This is a genomic window from Microbacterium sp. KSW4-4, from assembly GCF_023091185.1.
Taxonomy (GTDB): Bacteria; Actinomycetota; Actinomycetes; order Actinomycetales; family Microbacteriaceae; genus Microbacterium; species Microbacterium paraoxydans.
Window position 1 is genome coordinate 659,978 of the sequence record NZ_JAHWXJ010000001.1, and the last position, 19,027, is coordinate 679,004.

General features: G+C 69.5%; 20 protein-coding genes. 4 read left to right on the forward strand and 16 right to left on the reverse strand.

Annotation, left to right across the window (positions count from 1 at the left end):
- Positions 1–161 precede the first annotated feature (161 nt).
- A complete protein-coding gene (locus KZC57_RS03320; RefSeq protein ID WP_247641037.1) occupies positions 162–1,367 on the forward strand; it encodes a DUF3500 domain-containing protein in 1,206 nt (401 codons plus the stop codon).
- A gap of 99 nt (positions 1,368–1,466) precedes the next feature.
- The gene (locus tag KZC57_RS03325; RefSeq protein WP_158698540.1) at positions 1,467–1,640 is read left to right on the forward strand and encodes a hypothetical protein; all 174 of its coding nucleotides are present in this window, start codon (positions 1,467–1,469) and stop codon (positions 1,638–1,640) included.
- Between the two features lie 61 nt (positions 1,641–1,701).
- On the opposite strand, the gene KZC57_RS03330 is transcribed toward KZC57_RS03325, so the two are convergent.
- From KZC57_RS03330 to rplU, 11 genes are all read right to left on the reverse strand, one after another.
- Positions 1,702–1,959 carry a hypothetical protein gene (locus KZC57_RS03330; protein ID WP_231919629.1) on the reverse strand — a complete coding sequence of 86 codons (258 nt, stop codon included), beginning with the start codon at positions 1,957–1,959 and terminating at the stop codon, positions 1,702–1,704.
- A gap of 138 nt (positions 1,960–2,097) precedes the next feature.
- On the reverse strand, positions 2,098–2,787 hold the full coding sequence (locus KZC57_RS03335; protein ID WP_060921686.1) for an SDR family oxidoreductase: 690 nt from the start codon (positions 2,785–2,787) through the stop codon (positions 2,098–2,100).
- 1 nt (position 2,788) lies between these two features.
- Positions 2,789–3,169 carry a ribosome silencing factor gene (gene rsfS / locus KZC57_RS03340; RefSeq protein WP_105949979.1) on the reverse strand — a complete coding sequence of 127 codons (381 nt, stop codon included), beginning with the start codon at positions 3,167–3,169 and terminating at the stop codon, positions 2,789–2,791.
- Positions 3,169–4,224, reverse strand: a complete 1,056-nt coding sequence (locus KZC57_RS03345) for a hypothetical protein (RefSeq protein ID WP_247641038.1) — start codon at positions 4,222–4,224, stop codon at positions 3,169–3,171. The genes rsfS and KZC57_RS03345 overlap by 1 nt, the downstream gene beginning before the upstream one ends.
- Positions 4,221–4,823 carry a nicotinate-nucleotide adenylyltransferase gene (gene nadD / locus KZC57_RS03350; RefSeq protein WP_082749995.1) on the reverse strand — a complete coding sequence of 201 codons (603 nt, stop codon included), beginning with the start codon at positions 4,821–4,823 and terminating at the stop codon, positions 4,221–4,223. Before nadD ends, KZC57_RS03345 begins: the two co-directional genes overlap by 4 nt.
- Positions 4,824–4,829: 6 nt before the next feature.
- Entirely contained in the window at positions 4,830–5,051 is a 222-nt protein-coding gene (locus tag KZC57_RS03355; protein WP_060921683.1) for a hypothetical protein, read from the reverse strand.
- Positions 5,052–5,118: 67 nt separating this feature from the next.
- Positions 5,119–6,372, reverse strand: coding sequence for a glutamate-5-semialdehyde dehydrogenase (locus KZC57_RS03360; RefSeq protein WP_247641039.1), 1,254 nt, complete (start codon positions 6,370–6,372; stop codon positions 5,119–5,121).
- A 9-nt stretch (positions 6,373–6,381) separates the two neighbouring features.
- Positions 6,382–7,167 carry a glutamate 5-kinase gene (gene proB, locus KZC57_RS03365; protein ID WP_217584322.1) on the reverse strand — a complete coding sequence of 262 codons (786 nt, stop codon included), beginning with the start codon at positions 7,165–7,167 and terminating at the stop codon, positions 6,382–6,384.
- Entirely contained in the window at positions 7,164–8,663 is a 1,500-nt protein-coding gene (gene obgE / locus KZC57_RS03370; RefSeq protein WP_025104971.1) for a GTPase ObgE, read from the reverse strand. Before obgE ends, proB begins: the two co-directional genes overlap by 4 nt.
- 98 nt (positions 8,664–8,761) lie before the next feature.
- A complete protein-coding gene (gene rpmA, locus KZC57_RS03375) occupies positions 8,762–9,019 on the reverse strand; it encodes a 50S ribosomal protein L27 (protein ID WP_025104972.1) in 258 nt (85 codons plus the stop codon).
- Positions 9,020–9,037: 18 nt separating this feature from the next.
- Positions 9,038–9,346: a 50S ribosomal protein L21 gene (gene rplU, locus KZC57_RS03380; RefSeq protein WP_025104973.1), complete on the reverse strand. Its 309-nt coding sequence runs from the start codon at positions 9,344–9,346 to the stop codon at positions 9,038–9,040.
- Positions 9,347–9,559: 213 nt separating this feature from the next.
- Here rplU and KZC57_RS03385 point away from each other — a divergent pair, with 213 nt between their 5' ends.
- A complete protein-coding gene (locus KZC57_RS03385) occupies positions 9,560–9,829 on the forward strand; it encodes a DUF4031 domain-containing protein (protein WP_060921679.1) in 270 nt (89 codons plus the stop codon).
- Here the strand turns inward: KZC57_RS03385 and KZC57_RS03390 are convergent.
- A complete protein-coding gene (locus tag KZC57_RS03390; protein WP_247641040.1) occupies positions 9,791–12,250 on the reverse strand; it encodes an Rne/Rng family ribonuclease in 2,460 nt (819 codons plus the stop codon). The genes KZC57_RS03385 and KZC57_RS03390 overlap by 39 nt on opposite strands.
- A 282-nt stretch (positions 12,251–12,532) precedes the next feature.
- On the opposite strand from KZC57_RS03390, the gene KZC57_RS03395 reads away from it, so the two are divergent.
- Positions 12,533–13,144, forward strand: a complete 612-nt coding sequence (locus tag KZC57_RS03395) for a vitamin K epoxide reductase family protein (protein WP_105949984.1) — start codon at positions 12,533–12,535, stop codon at positions 13,142–13,144.
- A 67-nt stretch (positions 13,145–13,211) separates the two neighbouring features.
- Here KZC57_RS03395 and ndk read toward each other — a convergent pair whose 3' ends face one another.
- From ndk to ileS, 4 genes are read right to left on the reverse strand one after another with little or no spacing between them, the layout of a single operon-like run.
- A complete protein-coding gene (gene ndk / locus KZC57_RS03400; protein WP_105949985.1) occupies positions 13,212–13,628 on the reverse strand; it encodes a nucleoside-diphosphate kinase in 417 nt (138 codons plus the stop codon).
- A gap of 1 nt (position 13,629) precedes the next feature.
- Positions 13,630–14,046: a DUF4233 domain-containing protein gene (locus KZC57_RS03405; RefSeq protein WP_247641041.1), complete on the reverse strand. Its 417-nt coding sequence runs from the start codon at positions 14,044–14,046 to the stop codon at positions 13,630–13,632.
- Positions 14,043–15,395, reverse strand: coding sequence for a folylpolyglutamate synthase/dihydrofolate synthase family protein (locus KZC57_RS03410; protein WP_060921675.1), 1,353 nt, complete (start codon positions 15,393–15,395; stop codon positions 14,043–14,045). The genes KZC57_RS03405 and KZC57_RS03410 overlap by 4 nt, the downstream gene beginning before the upstream one ends.
- A complete protein-coding gene (gene ileS, locus KZC57_RS03415) occupies positions 15,392–18,844 on the reverse strand; it encodes an isoleucine--tRNA ligase (RefSeq protein WP_247641042.1) in 3,453 nt (1,150 codons plus the stop codon). Before ileS ends, KZC57_RS03410 begins: the two co-directional genes overlap by 4 nt.
- Positions 18,845–19,027: the final 183 nt, after the last annotated feature.

Here is a 19,027-nt window from a genome sequence, read left to right on the forward strand (position 1 = left end):
GACAGAGCCTGTTCTCGATGACGACTCCTGACCATCGAGTCCCCCGATCACCGCCCCCGCTGCGTGAAAGACATCCGAGAAAACACGGATGGCCCAGGGCTCATAGGAATCACATCGACGGCACAAAGGATCACCACCGGTCGCGTTCCTAGCCTGATGCCATGAACACGACATCCTCTCCCGCACAGAAACGCCTCGCCTGGCTCTCCGGCCTCGTCCTCGCGGGCGGCCTCGTCCTGAGCGGCTGCGCGGCCGCCACGACCGCCGAACCGACGATCTCAGCCTCGTCGACGACCACGGCCTCGGATACAGCGTCGACGGAAGCCGGAACGACCGCGGGGACGATCGCCGACACGTCCGCCGCTGCCGCGGCCTTCCTCGCGACGCTGACCGACGAACAGAAGGAGACCGTTCTCTACGACTTCGACGACGAGACGAAGACGACGTCGTGGTCGAACTTCCCGGTGACCTTCGTGCAGCGGGCCGGTCTGAACCTCACCGACCTGACCGAGGAGCAGCGGACCGCGGCGCTCGCCGTGCTGGAGGCTCTCCTCAGCGACGAGGCCTACGCCACCGTGACCGGGATCATGGGCGGCGACGAGTACCTCGCCGAGAACAGCAGCAGCACCGAGGAGTCCCTCGGGCAGTACTACATCGCCTTCTTCGGCGATCCGACAGCGACCGACGGCGCCTTCGAGGTGCAGTTCGGCGGGCACCACCTCGGGATCAACGCCACGCTCGACGGCAGCACCGACGCGATCACCTTCGCGCCCACGCACCTCGGCGTCCAGCCCGCCGTCTACACGAACGAGGACGGCGAGGAGGTGCAGCCGTTCGACGGCATCTACACGGACGCCTTCGCGTTCTTCGACAGCCTCACCGCCGACCAGCAGGCCACCCTGACCTCCGGCGATGTGAGTATGTGCGCACCGGGCGACACCTGCGATTTCGCCACGGGCGCGGGCCTGTCCGGAGCCGACCTCTCCGACGAGCAGCGGGACCTGCTTCTCCAGCTCATCGCGAACTGGGCCGGGATGAGCGACGAGGAGACCACGGCCTCCACGCTGGCCGAGATCGAGCAGACACTGGATGACACCGTGATCGCCTGGTCCGGGGCGACGACGTACGACATGAGCACCGGAGACGGCATCGACTTCTCCATCTCCGGGCCGAAGGTCTACGTCGCGTTCCAGGCGCAGCAGGGCTCCGCGGGCGCCGACGTCGAGGGCGTGACGACGTCGGGCTGGGGTCACGTGCACACCATCTACCGCGACCCGACGAACGACTACGCGAACAGCGTCACCCAGCAGGCCGCGTCCGGCATGAGCGGTGGCCCGGGTGGTGGGAGCACACCTCCCGCTTCCTGACCGCGGAGCAGGCCCGTAGCCCCCCATGCTGCCATGCGTCAACCGCCTCGTCTGCGTCGGCGGCCCGGCGTAGAAAGGCATCCGACGAAAGGAGACGACATGTCCAACACGACTCCCCCGATCCCGCCTCTCCCGCCGATCGCCGATGGCGACGCGGAGGACGTCCCGACGCGCGAGGTCGACGGCGAAGAGGTTCTCGACGAGGACGCCGACGACGCTCAGATCGACAGCGCGGAGGCCGACCGCGCCGCTGTCGTCGGCGACGACGACTGACCGGTAAAGCACGAAAGGGCACCCCGCACGGCGGGGTGCCCTTTTCTTGCGTTCTCGCAGCTCAGGTGGCCAGCAGCGGCGGGCGAGAGGGGATCGCGATGGGTCGCGTGGCCCGGCTAGCACCCTGCATCCGCTCGACCTCCTCCAACACCTCGAACGCCGTGCCGTAGCGGATCGCCAGCGGAAGGTCGCGCAGCCACGTGACCTCGACCTCGGTGTCGGCGAGCTCATAGACGCAGGCGACGACATGCCGCGGGTCGTTCTGGGGATAGCGCAGGTCGTTGATCACCCACTCCGACGGCGTGATGCGGTGAAGCACGAAACGGGGATCAGGAACTTCTGACATCAGTCGGCCCTCCAGGACTCTCTGATGACGAGCCTCTGATACCCCGCGGGGGAAGGGAAGGGCCTTGACACCCTCTCGCTGAGGTGCAGGAGAATGGAAGGATCGACTCGCTCAGCCCTGCGGACGCACCGTGAGATCCGTGAGGTGCGCGTCCCGCGGGAGGTCCAGCGCCGCGAGGATCGTCGTCGCCACGGCTTCCGGTGTGATGAACCGGGCTGCGTCGTACTCCTGACCTTCCTGCTGGTGCACGCGTTCTTGCATGGGCGTCGCCGTGCGCCCTGGATAGACCGATGTCACCCGGAGGCCGTGCTCGGCTTCCTCCTGCCGGAGCGCATCCGCGAGGGCCCGCAGGCCGTGCTTCGAGGCCGCGTACGCCGACCACCCAGGGCTCGCCCGGAGTCCGGCTCCGGAGTTCACGAACACCACATGACCCCGCGAGACGCGGAGGACGGGAAGCAGGAGCCGCGTGAGCTCCGCCGGGGCGACGAGATTGACGGCGAGCTGCTGGTCCCAGAGCGCCGGAGTGAGATCTCCCACCGTTCCGAGGTCGACGACCCCGGCCGCGTGCACCAGGGAATCGATGCGATCGGGCAGGCTCTGCTTCGAGAGCGCCCAGGAGAGGCGTCCCGGCTGCGCGAGGTCGCCGACCAGCGCCGAGACCCCTGGCAGCTGCTCGGCGATCTGCCGCGCCCGTCCCGCATCGCGTGCGAGCACCACGACGTCGTCGCCACGCTCCACGAGTCGTCGGGCGAGGACCGCGCCGATCCCCGACCCCGCACCGGTCAGCAGGTGCGTGGCCATGTCAGGCGTTGTCAGCCGACGCTTCGGCGACCTCGAGCGGGATCACCGGGCAGTCCTTCCACAGACGCTCCAGGCCGTAGTAGACCCGCTCCTCCTGGTGGAAGACGTGGACGATGAGGTCGCCGAAGTCCAGCAGCACCCACCGTGCCTCGGCTCGCCCCTCCCGGCGCACGCGCTTGTGCCCGGACTCGACGAGACGGTCCTCGATCTCGTCGGCGATGGCGGCGACGTTCCGCTCGCTGTTGCCGGTCACGAGCAGGAAGATGTCGACGAGCGGGAGCGGTTCGGAGACGTTCAGCGCGACGAGATCCTCACCCCCCTTGGCCACGGCGGCTTCAGCGGCGATGCGCAGCATCTCTTCGGCGGTTTCGGGTGATTGCATCAGAAGACGTTTCCTGTGAAGGCGATGACCAGGGCCGTGCCCAGACCCAGCGCGAGGGCGCCCGCGACGATGGCGGCGATCAGCATCAGCCGGTTGCCCTTCTCGGGTGCCGGCGGACGGATCACCTCGCCGGCGGGCTTGATGGTGCTGACGGCGGAACTCGCCGCGATCGGAGTGGGGGAAGACGCGGGCGGCAGCTCGCCGTCGATGAGGACGGCGTCGACCTCTTTGCCGTCCGTCGTTCCGTGGGCGTGGCCCTGCGAGCCGAGCCCCTTCGGCAGCTCGTACGACCCCGTGACGAGGATCTCGCCGGTGGAGGCGACCGGACCGGAGAGAGAGCCCTCGCCGGGGGACGGGGTGAAGATCAGCGCGTTCGGGGCCGAGTGCTGGGTGCCCCCGGAGTCGTTCGAGGTGAGCAGCTCGTCGAAGGAGGGGCGGAAGGGTGCCTGCTCGGCGGGCGTCTCGTCCTGCAGCACACCCTGGCCGAAGGTCGGACTGACCGTCGGACGCTCGCCCTGGTCGACATCCTCGTCGGCGTCCTCGTCGAGGAGGTCCTCCCCCTCGGCGGTGTCCTCCTGGCTGACGCCGAGTGCCACCGCGGGGTCCTCAGGCTCGGACTCCGGCGTCTGCGCGTGCTCGTCGGCGAGTGGCACCTCTCCGACCGTGTCGGCGGCCTGGGCCGCACTGACGGGCTCCGCGACGACCTCGTCGTTATCGATGTCGTCGTCGCCGGAGGCATCCGGCTGCACCGCCGGCTCTTCCAGCGCCTGCTGCTCCGGCGCGCCGGCGGCGGGAACCGGGACGGTCTTGATCTTCTCCTGCTCCCGCGCCTGACGCCGGGTGAGCGGCGCGGCCTCAGGATCGACAGGAGTGCCGGCGACCGGGGCGGGCGGAATGACCACGGGCTCGGCGGCACGCGGCAACGGCTGCGAGGGAGCCGCGGCTTCCGCGGCGGCGTTGGCCTGCTCCTCGCTGATGATCGGGGTGGATCCCGTCAACCGGATCTCCCGCAGCTGCTTCCGCGTCAGCGGACCTCGCTGATCCGATGTGCTCATGCCTTGCTCCGATACAGATGATGCTTCGCGATGTACTGGACGACCCCGTCGGGGACGAGGTACCAGACCGGTTGATCGTCGCGGACGCGGTCTCGACAGTCCGTCGACGATATGGACAGCGCCGGCACCTCGAGCTGGCTGACGTCGTCGCTCGGGAGGCCGTCGATGCTCAGAACGTGTCCTGGGCGGGAGACCGCGACGAAGTGGGCCAGTTCCCACAATTCATCATGGTCTCTCCAACTGAGAATTTGCGCCACGGCGTCCGCCCCGCTGATGAAGAACAGCTCGGCGTCCGGGCGCTGCTCCTTGAGGTCGCGGAGCGTGTCGATCGTGTACGTCGGACCCGCGCGGTCGATGTCCACGCGGCTCACCGTGAACTGCGGGTTGGAGGCCGTTGCGATGACCGTCATCAGATAGCGATGCTCACTCGGCGTGACGTCGGCCTTCTGCCAGGGACGACCCGTCGGGACGAACACCACCTCGTCGAGATCGAACGAGTGCGCGACCTCGCTGGCGGCGACCAGATGGCCGTGATGGATCGGATCGAAAGTCCCGCCCATCACGCCGATGCGCGGTGCGCGCGTGGTCGCGGTGCTCATGAGGGCCTAGTGGCCGTGTCCCGCCTCGTGGTCCTTGCCGTGCTTCGCCGCCCAGGCCTCCGCCTTCGCCGAGTGGCGGTTCGCGACGTTCTTGTACGACAGCGTCACGAGACCGAGAGCGGCGAACACGATCGCGGCGATGGCTCCGAAGATCACCGTGTCGAGAGCCACGTTGCCGTGGTGCTCGGTCTCTGCGGCGGCCATCGCGATCTGTGCGACGAGGTTCATCCTGACTCCGTTCGTGGCGTGCTGTCTCGGGGGTCCTGTGGGGATACAGCGTCCCCCAGTCTAGCCCTCACCCGCGGGTCTGACCTGTCCCACGCGCGAGCCATTTCGTACTGGTCAGCTCGGAGAGCCCCATCGGGCCCCGCGCATGCAGCTTCTGCGTCGAGATCCCCACCTCGGCGCCGAAGCCGAACTCGGCCCCGTCCGTGAACCGCGTGGAGGCGTTCACCATCACCACGGCGGAGTCCACCTCGGCCAGGAACCGCTCCGCGCTGCGGGAGTCGGTGGTGACGATGGACTCCGTGTGCCCCGTGCTGTAGCGCCGGATGTGGTCGAGAGCGTCGTCGAGGCTGTCGACGACCTTCATCGCGACGTCCAGGCTCAGGTACTCGGTTGCCCAGTCCTCCTCGGTCGCCGGAATGATGTTGGCCACGAGTCCTGCGACCACGTCGTCGCCGTGGATCGCCACCCCCTCACTCATGAGCGCGCTCGCGACGAGCGGGATCAGCCGCGGGGCGGCCTGTCGGTGGACGAGAACGGTCTCGACCGCGTTGCACACGCTCGGGCGCTGCACCTTGGCGTTCACGACGATGTCGGACGCCCAGTCGTCCGGGGCGCTCTCGTCGAGCAGGATGTGCACGTTCCCGGCGCCCGTCTCGATGACAGGCACCGTCGACTCCGTCACGACGGTCTCGATGAGACCGGCGCTGCCGCGGGGCACGAGCACGTCGATGAAGCCGCGGCCGTGCATGAGTGCCTTCGCCCCGTCGCGGCCGAAGTCGTCGACGGTCTGGATCGCCTCCGGCGTCACGCCCGCGGTACCGAGGGCGGAGCGCATCACGTCGACGAGCACCGTGTTCGAATCGCGTGCGGCGCTGCCTCCGCGCAGGACGACCGCATTGCCCGAGCGCAGGGCGAGGGCGGCGATGTCGACGGTGACGTTGGGTCGCGCCTCATAGATGGCCCCGACCACGCCGAACGGCACGCGCACCTGTTCGAGAGCCACGCCGTTCGGCATCCGGTGCCCACCGACCACGCGACCCACCGGGTCGGGCAGAGCCGCCACATCGCGGACGGCGGCTGCGAGGGCGGAGACCCTCTTCTCGTCCAGACGGAGGCGGTCGAAGAGGGATTCGCCGATGCCGTCCTCACGACCGCGCTCGACATCCCGCTGGTTCGCCTCGATGATCCGGGCGGCATCCGCCTCGAGGGCGACGGCGATGGCTTCGAGTGCCCGCGCCTTGTCGTCGCTCGTGAGGGCGGCGGTCGCACGCGAGGCCTCCTTGGCCCGCTCCAGGCGCGTCTGAGGGGTGAGGTCGGTCATCCGCCCAGTCTAGGAGGTGGCGGGCTCGAACCAGGTCCCGATGTGGGCGCCCGCCAGGGCCTGGGAGACGAGGTCAGCACTGGTGACCAAGACCCCGATGCCCGAGGCCGCCGCGAGTCGGGCGGCGGAGACCTTCGTAGCCGCTCCCCCGGTGCCGACGCTGTTGACGACCGTGGCGCCGAACTCCAGCCCGGAGAGGTCCGCGTCCGGAGTGACGACGTCGATGGGCTCGGCGGCGGGGTCGCTCGGCGGCCGCGTGTACAGCGACTCGATGTCGCTGAGGAGGATGAGGGCGTCGGCCTCGATGAGCTGCGCGACGAGAGCGCCCAGCCTGTCATTGTCGCCGAACCGGATCTCCTGCGTCGCGACCGTGTCGTTCTCGTTCACGATCGGAAGGGTTCGCAGCCCCAGCAGGCGCTCCATGGCCCGCCGTGCGTTCGAGCGCGACGTCGGGTTCTCGAGGTCTCCGGTGGTGAGCAGCACCTGACCGGCGACGATGTCGAAGGGGCGCAGTGCCTCCTGGTACCGGTAGACGAGGATGTTCTGCCCGACCGCGGCCGCGGCCTGTTGCGTGGCGAGGTCGGTGGGCCGCGCGTCCAGGCGGAGGAAGGGGATGCCGGAGGCGATCGCTCCCGACGACACGAGCACGACCTCGGCTCCGCGGGCATGCGCCGCGGCCAGCGCCTCGACGAGCACCGGGATGCGCCAGGACGACTCGCCGCTGATGGAGGACGAGCCCACCTTCACGACGATCCGCGTCGCCGTCGCGAGGTCGGCGCGCGTGCGTGCGGTCACGCCTCGTCCTCGCGGTACGTGGCGAGCCGCTCCGCCTCCAGCTCGGCGCGCGCCTGCGCCTTCGCGTCCATGCGCTCGTAGTACTGCTCGCGCCGCTCGGACGTGGTGCGGCGGGCATTCGGCGCCAGACGCGGGTCGGTGCCGCGGGGTGCCGTCATGAGCTCGGCCGCGGAGCTCATCGTCGGCTCCCAGTCGAAGACGATGCTGTCGCCCTCGCCGATCACGACCGTCGAACCCTGCACGGCGCCGAGACGGAAGAGCTCGTCCTCGACGCCCAGCTTCTCCAGACGGTCGGCGAGGTAGCCCACGGCCTCCTCGTTCTGGAAGTCGGTTTGTTGCACCCAGCGCACCGGCTTCTCGCCCAGGATGCGATAGATGTTGCCATAGGTGCCGCCCTCGACCCGGATGGTGAACGGCTTCACCGAGCCCTTCGGGCGGATGACGACGCGCTCGCGCGGCGCCTCGACCGCGGTCTCCTTGCGGTGCTGCTCGACCAGCTCGCCGAGAGCCAGCGTGAGGGGGCGCAGCCCCTCGTGCGAGACCGTGGAGATCTCGAACACCCGGAAACCGCGAGCCTCCAGGTCGGGCCGCACGAGATCGGCGAGGTCACGCGCCTCCGGCACGTCGACCTTGTTCAACGCCACGAACTGCGGGCGCTCCAGCAGAGGAGTCTGGCCCTCCGGCACCTCGTACGCGGCCAGCTCGGCGAGGATGACGTCGAGGTCGGAGATGGGGTCGCGGTTCGGCTCCAGCGTCGCGCAGTCGAGCACGTGCAGCAGGGCGGAGCAGCGCTCCACGTGCCGCAGGAACTCGAGTCCGAGCCCGCGGCCCTCGCTGGCGCCCTCGATGAGGCCGGGCACATCCGCGACGGTGTAGCGGAAGTCCTCCACCTGGACCACGCCGAGGTTCGGGTGCAGCGTCGTGAAGGGGTAGTCGGCGATCTTGGGTCGTGCGGCCGAGATCGCGCCGATGAGGCTCGACTTGCCCGCGGACGGGTAGCCGACGAGCGCCACGTCGGCGACGGTCTTGAGCTCGAGGACGACGTCGCCCTCGAAGCCCGGGGTGCCGAGCAGAGCGAACCCCGGAGCCTTGCGCTTGGGGGTCGCCAGGGCCGCGTTGCCCAGTCCGCCCTGACCGCCCGCAGCCACGACGAAGCGCTCCCCCGGCTCGATCATGTCGATCAGGACGTCGCCGTTCGGGTTCTTGACCACGGTGCCGACCGGGACGGGGAGCTCCAGGGTCTCGCCGTCGAAGCCGGAGCGGTGGTCGCCCATGCCCGGTCCGCCGTTGCCCGACGAGCGGTGCGGCGAGTGGTGGTACGACAGCAGCGTGCCGGTCTGCGTGTCGGCGACGAGCACGATGTCGCCGCCGTCGCCGCCGTTGCCGCCGTCCGGACCGCCGAGGGGCTTGAACTTCTCCCGGTGCACGGAGACGCAGCCGTTGCCGCCCTTGCCTGCACGCAGGTGCAGTGTGACGGTGTCGACGAACGTGACCATGTGCGAGTCCTTCGGTTGCTCAGGGTGCCTGACGGCAGATACACGGACGGGGCGAGCCGAAGCCCGCCCCGAACCGGATGTTTAGCGTGGTGCTGTGATCACTCAGCAGCAGCGACGATGTTGACGACCTTGCGGCCGCCCTTCGCGCCGAACTCGACCGCACCGGCGGCCAAAGCGAACAGCGTGTCGTCGCCACCACGGCCGACGTTGGCGCCGGGGTGGAAGTGGGTGCCGCGCTGGCGGACGATGATCTCGCCGGCGAGGACCTGCTGACCGCCGAAGCGCTTCACGCCGAGGCGCTGTGCGTTGGAGTCACGACCGTTACGGGTGGAGCTTGCGCCCTTTTTGTGTGCCATGTCCTGGTCTCCTCGGTCTTACTTGATGCCGGTGATCTTGACGCGCGTGAGCTCCTGGCGGTGGCCCTGACGCTTCTTGTAGCCGGTCTTGTTCTTGTACTTCTGGATGACGATCTTCGGGCCGCGGAGGTTGCCGACGACCTCAGCCGTGACGGTGACCTTCGCCAGCGCGTCGGCGTCGGTGGTCACCGTGGAGCCGTCGACGAGCAGCACGGCGGGCAGCTGGATCTTGTCGCCCTGGGCAGCCTGAACACGGTCGAGCTGAACGATGGTGCCGACCTCGACCTTCTCCTGCCGGCCACCGGCGCGCACTACTGCGTAAACCACTTCATACCTGTTTCGTTGGGGAGCACGCGGCTCCGAGAATCTCACGGGAAGACTGTTGCTTGCATGCGTCGCTGGTACGACGGGCGCGAATGCAAGACTCTCCGCTTCGGCCGTCGAGGACGACGCGGCATGCGCACCAAGGGACTACTTTACCGGATGCCGGCTGACCTCGCAAAGTGAGCCGGGCGACGGGGCCGGCCGTAGGCTGACGGAGTGACCGTACTCGTCGACGACCCCCGCTGGCCCGCCCACGGACGCCTGTGGGCGCACCTGGTCAGCGACGACAACCTCGACGAGCTGCACGCGTTCGCCCGCGCGCACGGCATCCCCGCCCGGGCCTTCGACCTCGACCACTACGACGTCCCGGAGGACGCCGTCCCCCGGCTCATCGCCGGCGGTGCACAGCACGTCTCCGGCAAGGAGCTCGTCCGGCGCCTGATCGCCTCAGGCCTCCGGGTCCGCGGACGCGACCGGCGGCACTGAGGCCTCCGAGTTCACGGACACGGGCGTGCCGGAGAGCGCGGCGGTGGTGACCCGACGCCGTCCACGGCCCTGACCCGGCGCCTTGGGCTCCGGAAGCGCGTCCAGCACCGAGTCGAGCAGCTCCTCGGTCGGGGTCTTCGGCCCCTTGCGGTCGCCGCGCTTCTTCCGGGCCTTCTTCGGGCGCTCGGATGCGGGCGCCGGAGCGGACTCGACGACCGGCACCTCGGCGGCCGGTTCGCCGGCCGGCGCAATGGTGGAGGCAGCGATCTGCGCGAGGGCGGACTTCGCCCCCTCGGTGATGGCGTGGGTCACAGGCGGTGCGGCGGGCGCGGGGTGATTGTTGCCACCGCCGTTGCCGTTGCCGTTCCCGCGCTGCCGGCGTCCGCCGTTGCCGTTACCGCCGTTGTTGTTGCCGTTGCCGTTCGCGCGGTGCTTCACGACCGGGTCGTGGTGCACGATCACGCCGCGGCCGGCGCAGACCTCGCACGCCTCGCTGAAGGTCTCCAGCAGGCCGAGCCCCAGCTTCTTGCGGGTCATCTGCACGAGCCCGAGCGACGTGACCTCGGCGACCTGGTGCTTGGTCCGGTCGCGGCTCAGGCATTCAATCAGGCGCCGAAGCACGAGATCGCGGTTGGACTCCAGGACCATGTCGATGAAGTCGACGACGATGATGCCGCCGATGTCGCGCAAGCGGAGCTGGCGGACGATCTCCTCCGCGGCCTCGAGGTTGTTCTTGGTGACGGTCTCCTCGAGGTTTCCGCCCGAGCCGACGAACTTGCCGGTGTTGACGTCGACGACCGTCATGGCCTCGGTGCGGTCGATCACGAGCGAGCCGCCGGAGGGCAGCCACACCTTGCGGTCCAGCGCCTTCTCGATCTGCTCGGTGATGCGGAACGCGTCGAACGGGTCGACGTCGTCCTCATAGGCCTCGACGCGCTCGAGCAGGTCGGGCGCGACGCTCTCCAGGTACGCCCGGATCGTGCGCTGCGACTCCTCGCCCTGGATGAGCATCTTCGTGAAGTCCTCGTTGAAGACGTCACGGACGATCTTCACGAGCAGGTCGGGCTCGGCGTGCAGGAGCGCCGGCGCCTGCTGGCTCTCGACCTGCTTCTGGATGTGCTCCCACTGCGAGGTGAGGCGCTGCACGTCGCGGGTCAGCTGCTCCTCGGTGGCGCCCTCGGCCGCCGTGCGGACGATCACGCCGGACGACTCCGGCAGCACCTCCTTGAGGATGCGCTTGAGACGCGCGCGCTCGTTGTCGGGGAGCTTGCGGCTGATGCCGTTCATCGAGCCGCCGGGCACGTACACGAGGTAGCGGCCGGGCAGCGAGATCTGGCTCGTGAGGCGGGCACCCTTGTGGCCCACCGGGTCCTTGGTGACCTGCACGAGCACGCGATCGCCGGGCTTCAGCGCCAGTTCGATGCGACGGGGCTGGTTGCCGGTCTCGACGCCGTCCCAGTCCACCTCGCCCGAGTAGAGCACGGCGTTGCGGCCGCGGCCGATGTCGACGAACGCGGCCTCCATGCTGGGAAGCACGTTCTGCACGCGACCGAGGTAGACGTTGCCGATCAGCGAGGCGTCCTGGTTGCGGGCGACGTAGTGCTCCACGAGCACGCCGTCCTCCAGGACTCCGATCTGCGTGCGGCCGTTCTTGGAGCGCACGACCATCTTGCGGTCGACCGACTCGCGACGCGCGAGGAACTCGGCCTCGGTCACGACCGGACGACGACGGCCGGCGTCACGGCCGTCACGACGCCGCTGCTTCTTGGCTTCGAGCCTGGTCGAACCCTTGATCGCCTTCGGCTCGGTGATGTACTCGACGACGCGCTGGCGCTGCCGCGGCTCGTCGCGCTGGTCATCGCCCTCGGATCCGCCACGGCGACGGCGCCCGCGGCGCCCTCCCCCGGACTCCTCCTGGTCGCGCTCCGGCGCACGGTCGTCACGACCGGGGCGGGCAGGAAGCGGGACGATCTCCGGTGCATAGAAGTGCAGCTGGGTCGACACCTGCGACACGAAGACCTCGGGCAGCAGTCCGAGCGACACGGCGGTGACGGCCGCGGGCTTCTCCGGCTCGGCCGGGGCCTCGGGCTCAGCCGGAGCCTCGGACTCTGCGGGAGCCTCAGGCTCAGCCGGAGCCTCAGTTTCGGCAGGGGCCTCGGGCTCCGCGGGAGCCTCGGACTCGGCAGGAGCCTCGGGCTCTGCGGGAGCTTCGGACTCGGCAGGAGCCTCGGGCTCGGCAGGGGCCTCGGGCTCGGCGGCGGCGTCGGACTCCGCAGGGACGTCCTCGGACGGAGCCTGCGCCGCGGAGGTGTCGCTCTCCGCCTCGACGTCTGTGGCGTCGGTGGGCGCCGTCAGCGGCTCCGCGGCATCAGCCGGGGCGTCGAGGGCGGGGGCGTTGTTGTCATTGTTCTCATCGGCCATCTCTGGCGTGCTCCCTGGCACGGTCCACTGCGTGTCCCGTGAAATCTCATGCGGCACCCGCGGGTGCCGCGAACTCAATCGGCCTGCGACCGGCTCATGGCTCTGGTCGCGTGGGGCATGGGCCCCGAAGTCTGCTCGACGCGTGTCGCGGCAACGCCGTTCATCGCATCACAGGTCATTATCGCACCAAGTCGGTCCGATCGCGGCATCCCGTCGGTCCCCGCCCGTTTTCTCCGGGCGGTTCTCGCCCTTTCCATAGCCGTCACTGGGATAATCCTGAGCATGAGCGAGCAGCGCACCCGCCCCGTCGTCTATGCCGTGTGGTTGATCATCGCGAGCGTCATCGGCTGGTACGCCGCCTTCCAGCTCACGGTCGAGAAGTTCGCGCTGCTGGAGAACCCGCAGGAAGCGCTCGGGTGTGACCTCAGCCCGTTCATCCAGTGCAGCACCAACCTGCAGTCGTGGCAGGGCTCGGTCTTCGGCTTCCCGAACCCGATCATCGGCCTCACGGGCTGGATGGCGCCGCTCGTCGTCGGTGTCGCGATCCTCGCCGGCGCACGCTTCCCCCGATGGTTCTGGGCAGCGTTCGGGGTCGGCATCACCTTCGCGTTCGGCCTCGTGTGCTGGCTGATCGCGCAGAGCCTCTACGACCTCTTCGTGCTCTGCCCCTGGTGCATGGTCACCTGGGCGGTGACGATCCCCACCTTCTTCGCCACCATGGTCCACCTGGCCCGCAACGGCACGTTCACGAGCAATGCGAAGGTCCGCGCGGGCGCCGACAAGCTCATGCCGTGGGTGCCGCTGGCGACCGTCGTCGCCTATGCGCTGATCATCTTCCTCGCGCAGCTGCAGGGCCTCGACTTCCTCGGCGAGATGGCGAAGATCCTCTTCTGATCTCTCCATGAGAACGACGAAGCCCGTCCGCCATTCCGGCGGACGGGCTTCGTCGTGAGGATCGGGGTCAGTCGAACCAGATGCCCAGCTCGCGAGTGGCCGACTCGGGGCTGTCCGAGCCGTGCACGAGGTTCTGCTGCACCTTGAGGCCCCAGTCGCGACCGAAGTCACCACGGATGGTGCCCGGCGCGGCGGTCGTGGGGTCGGTCGTGCCGGCGAGGGAGCGGAAGCCCTCGATGACGCGGTTGCCCGCGAGGCGGATCGCCACGGAGGGACCGGACATCATGAACTCGAGAAGGGGCTCGTAGAACGGCTTGCCCTCGTGCTCGGCGTAGTGCGCGGCGAGGAGGTCGCGGTCGGGCTCGACGAGGCGGATGTCGACGAGGGCGTATCCCTTCGCCTCGATGCGGGCGAGGATCGTGCCGGTGAGGCCGCGGGCGACACCGTCCGGCTTGACGAGGACGAGGGTTTCTTCGGTGGCCATGTCATTCACTCTCTGTGTCTGCGTTCTGCGCGGTCGGAGCCCCGCTCGGGCGTCGTGCGTCCAGGCGGGCCCCCATGATGGTCGCATACGCCCACATGCCGCCGAAAATCAGGACGACGAGAAGCACCGCGGGGACGGCGATGGCCGACAGCGCGACCACGATCTGCACGATCCATCCGGCGGGGATCGCCCAGGGCTTCGTGATCATGCCCGCGATGACGACGCAGGCCACGGCCACGACGGCACCGCCCACGATCCCCCACCACTGCTCGATGCCGGCGGGCAGAGCCTTCAAGCCGAAGATGGTGAGACCGACCAGGAAGACGACGATCGCCTCGAAGCCGAGCACCACCGGGGCGAGCTTCTGCACGAGGGTGCGCGGGGTGCGCGGTCGACGCGGGGCGGCGGCGGCACTCATGCGCGCCACCCCGACTTCCAGTCCTCCTCCTCGGAGAGCGCGATCGCCTCACCCGCGAGCACGACGGAGCCGGCGATGACCACGGCCCGACGATCCGACGAGGCCGCCCATTCCCGGGCCGCGTCCGCGGCGTCTGCGAGGGACGGGTGCACGGTGGCGCGCTGTCCGGCCTGTTCGACGAGGTCCGCGATGAGGTCGGCATCGCTGGCGCGGTCCGACTCCGGCGCGGTCGCGAAGACGTGCGCGGCGGCCGGCGCGAGCCGCGCGACGATCCCCGCCGCGTCCTTGTCCGCGAGGACGCCGAGCACGAGACCCCACTCGTCGAAGTCGAAGCTGTCGTCCAGCGCCTGGGCGAGCGCCGCGGCGCCGTGCGGGTTGTGCGCGGCGTCGACGATGACGGTGGGGGCGATGCCGAGGAGCTGCAGGCGGCCGGGAGACGTGCTGCCCTGGAGTCCGTCGGAGATCACGCCGCCGGCGATCGCCTGACCGGCGCCGCCGATGAGCGACTCGACGGCGGCGACGGCCAGGGCGGCGTTGTGGCCCTGGTGCGCGCCGTACAGCGGGAGGTACTCCTCCTCGTACTGCCCCGCGAGGCCGCGGATGGTGAGGAGCTGGCCGCCGACCGCGAGCTTCTGCTCGGCGAGCCCGAAGTCCTCGCCTTCGAAGGCGATGGTGGCATGACGCTCCGCGGCCACACGGCGCAGCACCTCGGCGGCCTCGGCGGGCTGCTGGGCGGAGACGACGGCGGCGCCCTCCTTGATGATGCCGGCCTTGACCTGGGCGATCTCGGCGATCGTGCTCCCCAGGCGGTCCGCGTGGTCGATGTCGATCGGAGCGAACACCGCCACGTCGCCGTCGGCGGTGTTCGTGGAGTCCCACTCGCCACCCATGCCGACCTCGAGGACGAGCACGTCGACGGGCGCGTCGGCGACCGCGACGAAGGCGAGGACCGTGAGCAGCTCGAAGAACGTCAGCGGGGCCTCCCCCGCCGCCTCGAGCTCGGCGTCGACGATCCCCACGAACGGTTCGATCTCGTCCCAGGCATCGGCGACGGCCTCGTCGGCGATCGGCTCGCCGTCGATCATGATGCGCTCGGTGAAGCGCTCCAGGTGCGGGCTCGTGAACAGGCCGGTGCGCAGATCATGGGCGCGCAGCAGGCTCTCGATCATCCGCGCGGTCGACGTCTTGCCGTTGGTGCCGGTGATGTGGATGACGCGGTAGGTGCGCTGCGGATCGTCGAGGTACTCGAGGATCCGCGCCGTCCGCTCCTTGCGCGGCTGCACCCAGCGTTCCCCGGCACGGCTCAGCAGCGTCTCGTAGACGGCGTCGGCCCGGTCTCTCGCACTCATGCGCCCACCTTCTCCAGGTTCGTGTCGATCGTGACGAGGAGCGGCGCCTTCCCGGCCCCGAGGGCCTTCGCCCCGCTCCGATGCACGCCGTCTCCGGGGCTGGTGACCTCGTCGACGAGCCGGTCGAGGTCGTCGGTCGGCTGCACGGCGAACGCCACGGCGAGCGTCTCGGCGGCGATGAGGTCGGCATGGGTCTCCAGCGCCGCCGCCTCCGCGGGGGCGGCGTTGAGGGCCAGCACGATCCGGTCGCTGACGTCGAGTCCCGCATTCTTGCGCGCCTCCTGCACGACGCGGATGGCGTCGCGGGCGATGCCCTCCGCCTCCAGCTCCGGCGTCGTGTCGGTGTCGAGAAGGACGAAGCCGCCGGACGGGACGATGGCCAGGGCCTCCCCCTCGGGGCGACCCGTGGTCTCGAGGACGAGGTCGTACTCAGCGGGCTCCAGAGCGATGCCGCCGGCGGTCACGACGCCGTCGGTCTCGGACCAGTCACCCGAGCGCGCGGCCTGGATGGCCTTCTGCACGTCCTTGCCGAGGCGCGGACCCGCAGCGCGGGCGTTCACGCTCAGCCGGTGGCTGATGCCGTACTCCCCCGCCGCCTCGTCGGTCAGCGGGACGAGCTCGACGGTCTTCACGTTGAGCTCCTCGCGGAGGATGTCCTCGAACTGGCCGAGGTCGGCCGCGAGCGGAGAGACCACCGTGAGCCGTGCGAGCGGCAGCCGCACGCGCAGCTTCTCCTTCTTGCGCAGCGCGTTGCCGACGCTCGACAGCTCACGGACGGCATCCATGGCGTCGCGGATCTCGTCGGCGGCGGGGAACTGATCCGCATCGGGCCAGTCCTGCAGGTGCACGCTGCGCCCGCCGGTGAGGCCCTGCCACACGCGCTCGCTGATGAGCGGGACGAGCGGCGCGGCCACGCGGCACAGGGTCTCCAGCACCGTGTAGAGCGTGTCGAAGGCCTCGCGGCTCTTCGGGTCGTGCGTCACGCCCACCCAAAACCGGTCGCGCGAGCGGCGGATGTACCAGTTCGTCAGCACCTCGGCGAAGTCACGCAGTCGCGCGGACGCGGTGGTCGAGTCCAGACCTTCCAGATCGGCCCGGACCTCGCGGACGAGGTCGCCCAGCCGCGCGAGGATGTACCGGTCGAGGACGTCGGTCGAGTCGGTGCGCCACGACGCCTCGTACCCGCCTCCCTGGGTCGCGGAGCCTGCTCCTCCCTGGGTCGCTGAGCCTGCTCCTCCCTGGGCTGCTGAGCCTGTCGAAGCATTCGCATACGTCGCGAAGAAGTACCACGAGTTCCACAGCGGCAGCAGGAATTCGCGCACGCCGGACCGGATGCCCTCCTCGGTGACGATGAGGTTGCCTCCGCGGAGCACTGCGCTGGACATCAGGAACCAGCGCATCGCGTCGGACCCGTCGCGGTCCAGCACCTCCGACACGTCCGGATAGTTCCGCAGCGACTTCGACATCTTGTAGCCGTCGCTGCCGAGCACGATGCCGTGGCAGCTGACGCCCGTGAACGCCGGGCGGTTGAACAGCGCCGTCGAGAGCACGTGCATGACGTAGAACCAGCCGCGCGTCTGGCCGATGTACTCCACGATGAAGTCGGCCGGGGAGTGCGAGTCGAACCACTCCTGGTTCTCGAACGGATAGTGCACCTGGGCGTAGGGCATCGAGCCGGAGTCGAACCACACGTCGAAGACGTCGCCGATGCGCCGCATCGTGCTCTTGCCCGTGGGGTCGTCCGGGTTCGGCCTGGTCAGATCGTCGATGTAGGGGCGGTGCAGATCCACCTCGCCCTCGGGATTCCGCGGCAGCGTGCCGAAGTCGCGCTCCAGCTCCTCCAGCGAGCCGTAGGCGTCGACGCGCGGGTACTCCGGGTCGTCGCTCTTCCAGATCGGGATGGGCGAGCCCCAGTAGCGGTTGCGGCTGATCGACCAGTCGCGGGCGCCCTCGAGCCACTTGCCGAACTGTCCCTCCTTCACGTTCTCCGGCACCCAGGTGATCTGCTCGTTGTTCGCGAGGAGGTCGTCCTTGATGTCGGTGACCCGGATGAACCAGCTCGACACGGCCTTGTAGATCAGGGGGTTCCGGCAGCGCCAGCAGTGCGGATAGGAGTGCTCGTAGCTCTGCAGCCGGACCAGGCGACCGTTGTCGCGGATGATCCGCACGAGCGGGGTGTTCGCGTCCATCCACAACTCGCCCGCCACATCCGTCACGCTCGGGAGGAAGCGGCCGCCGTCGTCGAGGGACAGGATCGTGGGGATGCCCGCCGCGCCGGCGACGCGCTGGTCGTCCTCACCGTATGCGGGTGCCTGGTGGACGATGCCGGTGCCGTCGGTGGTGGTGACGTAGTCGTCGACGAGGATGCGCCAGGCGTTCCCCGTCCCGTAGGTCTCCTCATCCGCGTAGTAGTCGAACAGGCGGTCGTAGGTGACGTCGGCCAGCTCCGCACCGCGCAGCGTGGCGTCGACCGCGGCGAGCGCGTCCTCCGGGCTCTCGTAACCGAGATCCTTGGCGTATCCGCCGAGCAGGTCCTTCGCGAGCAGGTAGCGGTGTGCGGAGGCCTCGACCGCGAGCTGGTCGGCTGAGGGAGCGGCGCGGCCCTGGTGCACGTCGGAGGCGCCGGCGGGACCGGCGGGCAGCACCACGTACTCGATGTCCGGCCCCACGGCGAGCGCGAGGTTGGTCGGCAGGGTCCACGGGGTCGTCGTCCAGGCGAGGGCGCGCACGCCGGTGAGGCCCAGCGCCTCGGCCTTCGCGCCGGTGAGCGGGAAGGTGACGGTGACCGACGGGTCCTGTCGCATCTGGTAGACGTCGTCGTCCATGCGCAGCTCGTGGGCGGACAACGGCGTCTCATCGCGCCAGCAGTACGGGAGCACACGGTAGCCCTCGTAGGCGAGCCCCTTGTCGTACAGGGTCTTGAAGGCCCACAGCACGCTCTCCATGTAGCCGAGGTCGAGCGTCTTGTAGCCGCGCTCGAAGTCCACCCACCGGGCCTGGCGGGTGACGTAGTCCTCCCACTCCCGCGTGTACTTCAGGACCGAGGAGCGCGCCTTCTCGTTGAAGACGTCGATCCCCATCTCCTCGATCTCGCTCTTCTCGGTGATCCCGAGCTGCTTCATCGCCTCGAGCTCGGCCGGGAGCCCGTGGGTGTCCCATCCGAAGACGCGATCGACCTTGTGCCCGATCATCGTCTGGAAGCGCGGGAACACGTCCTTCGCGTAGCCCGTGAGCAGGTGGCCGTAGTGCGGCAGACCGTTCGCGAAGGGAGGGCCGTCGTAGAACACCCACTCGGGAGCGCCTTCGCGCTGCTCGATGGAGGCGCGGAAGGTGTCGTCGGTCTTCCAGAAGTCGAGCACCTCCTCCTCGATCTGCGGGAAGCGGGGGCTCGGCGCCACAGTGGTGGCCTGGTCGGCAGCGGGGCCGAAGGAGGAGCGCGGGTAGGTCATGGTCTCTCGCAGTGGTCGTCGTGGCGGATGCTGCTGCGAGGACGATCCTCGCGGACCGCGGTACCACCTCGCGTGCCCCTGCGTCCCCTCGACAAGCTCAGAGACCCACGGACCACTCTCACTGCGGCTGTGACGGGCCTGCCCCGCTCGGTTCTACTGAGCCCGTCACCGGACCGTTCTTCC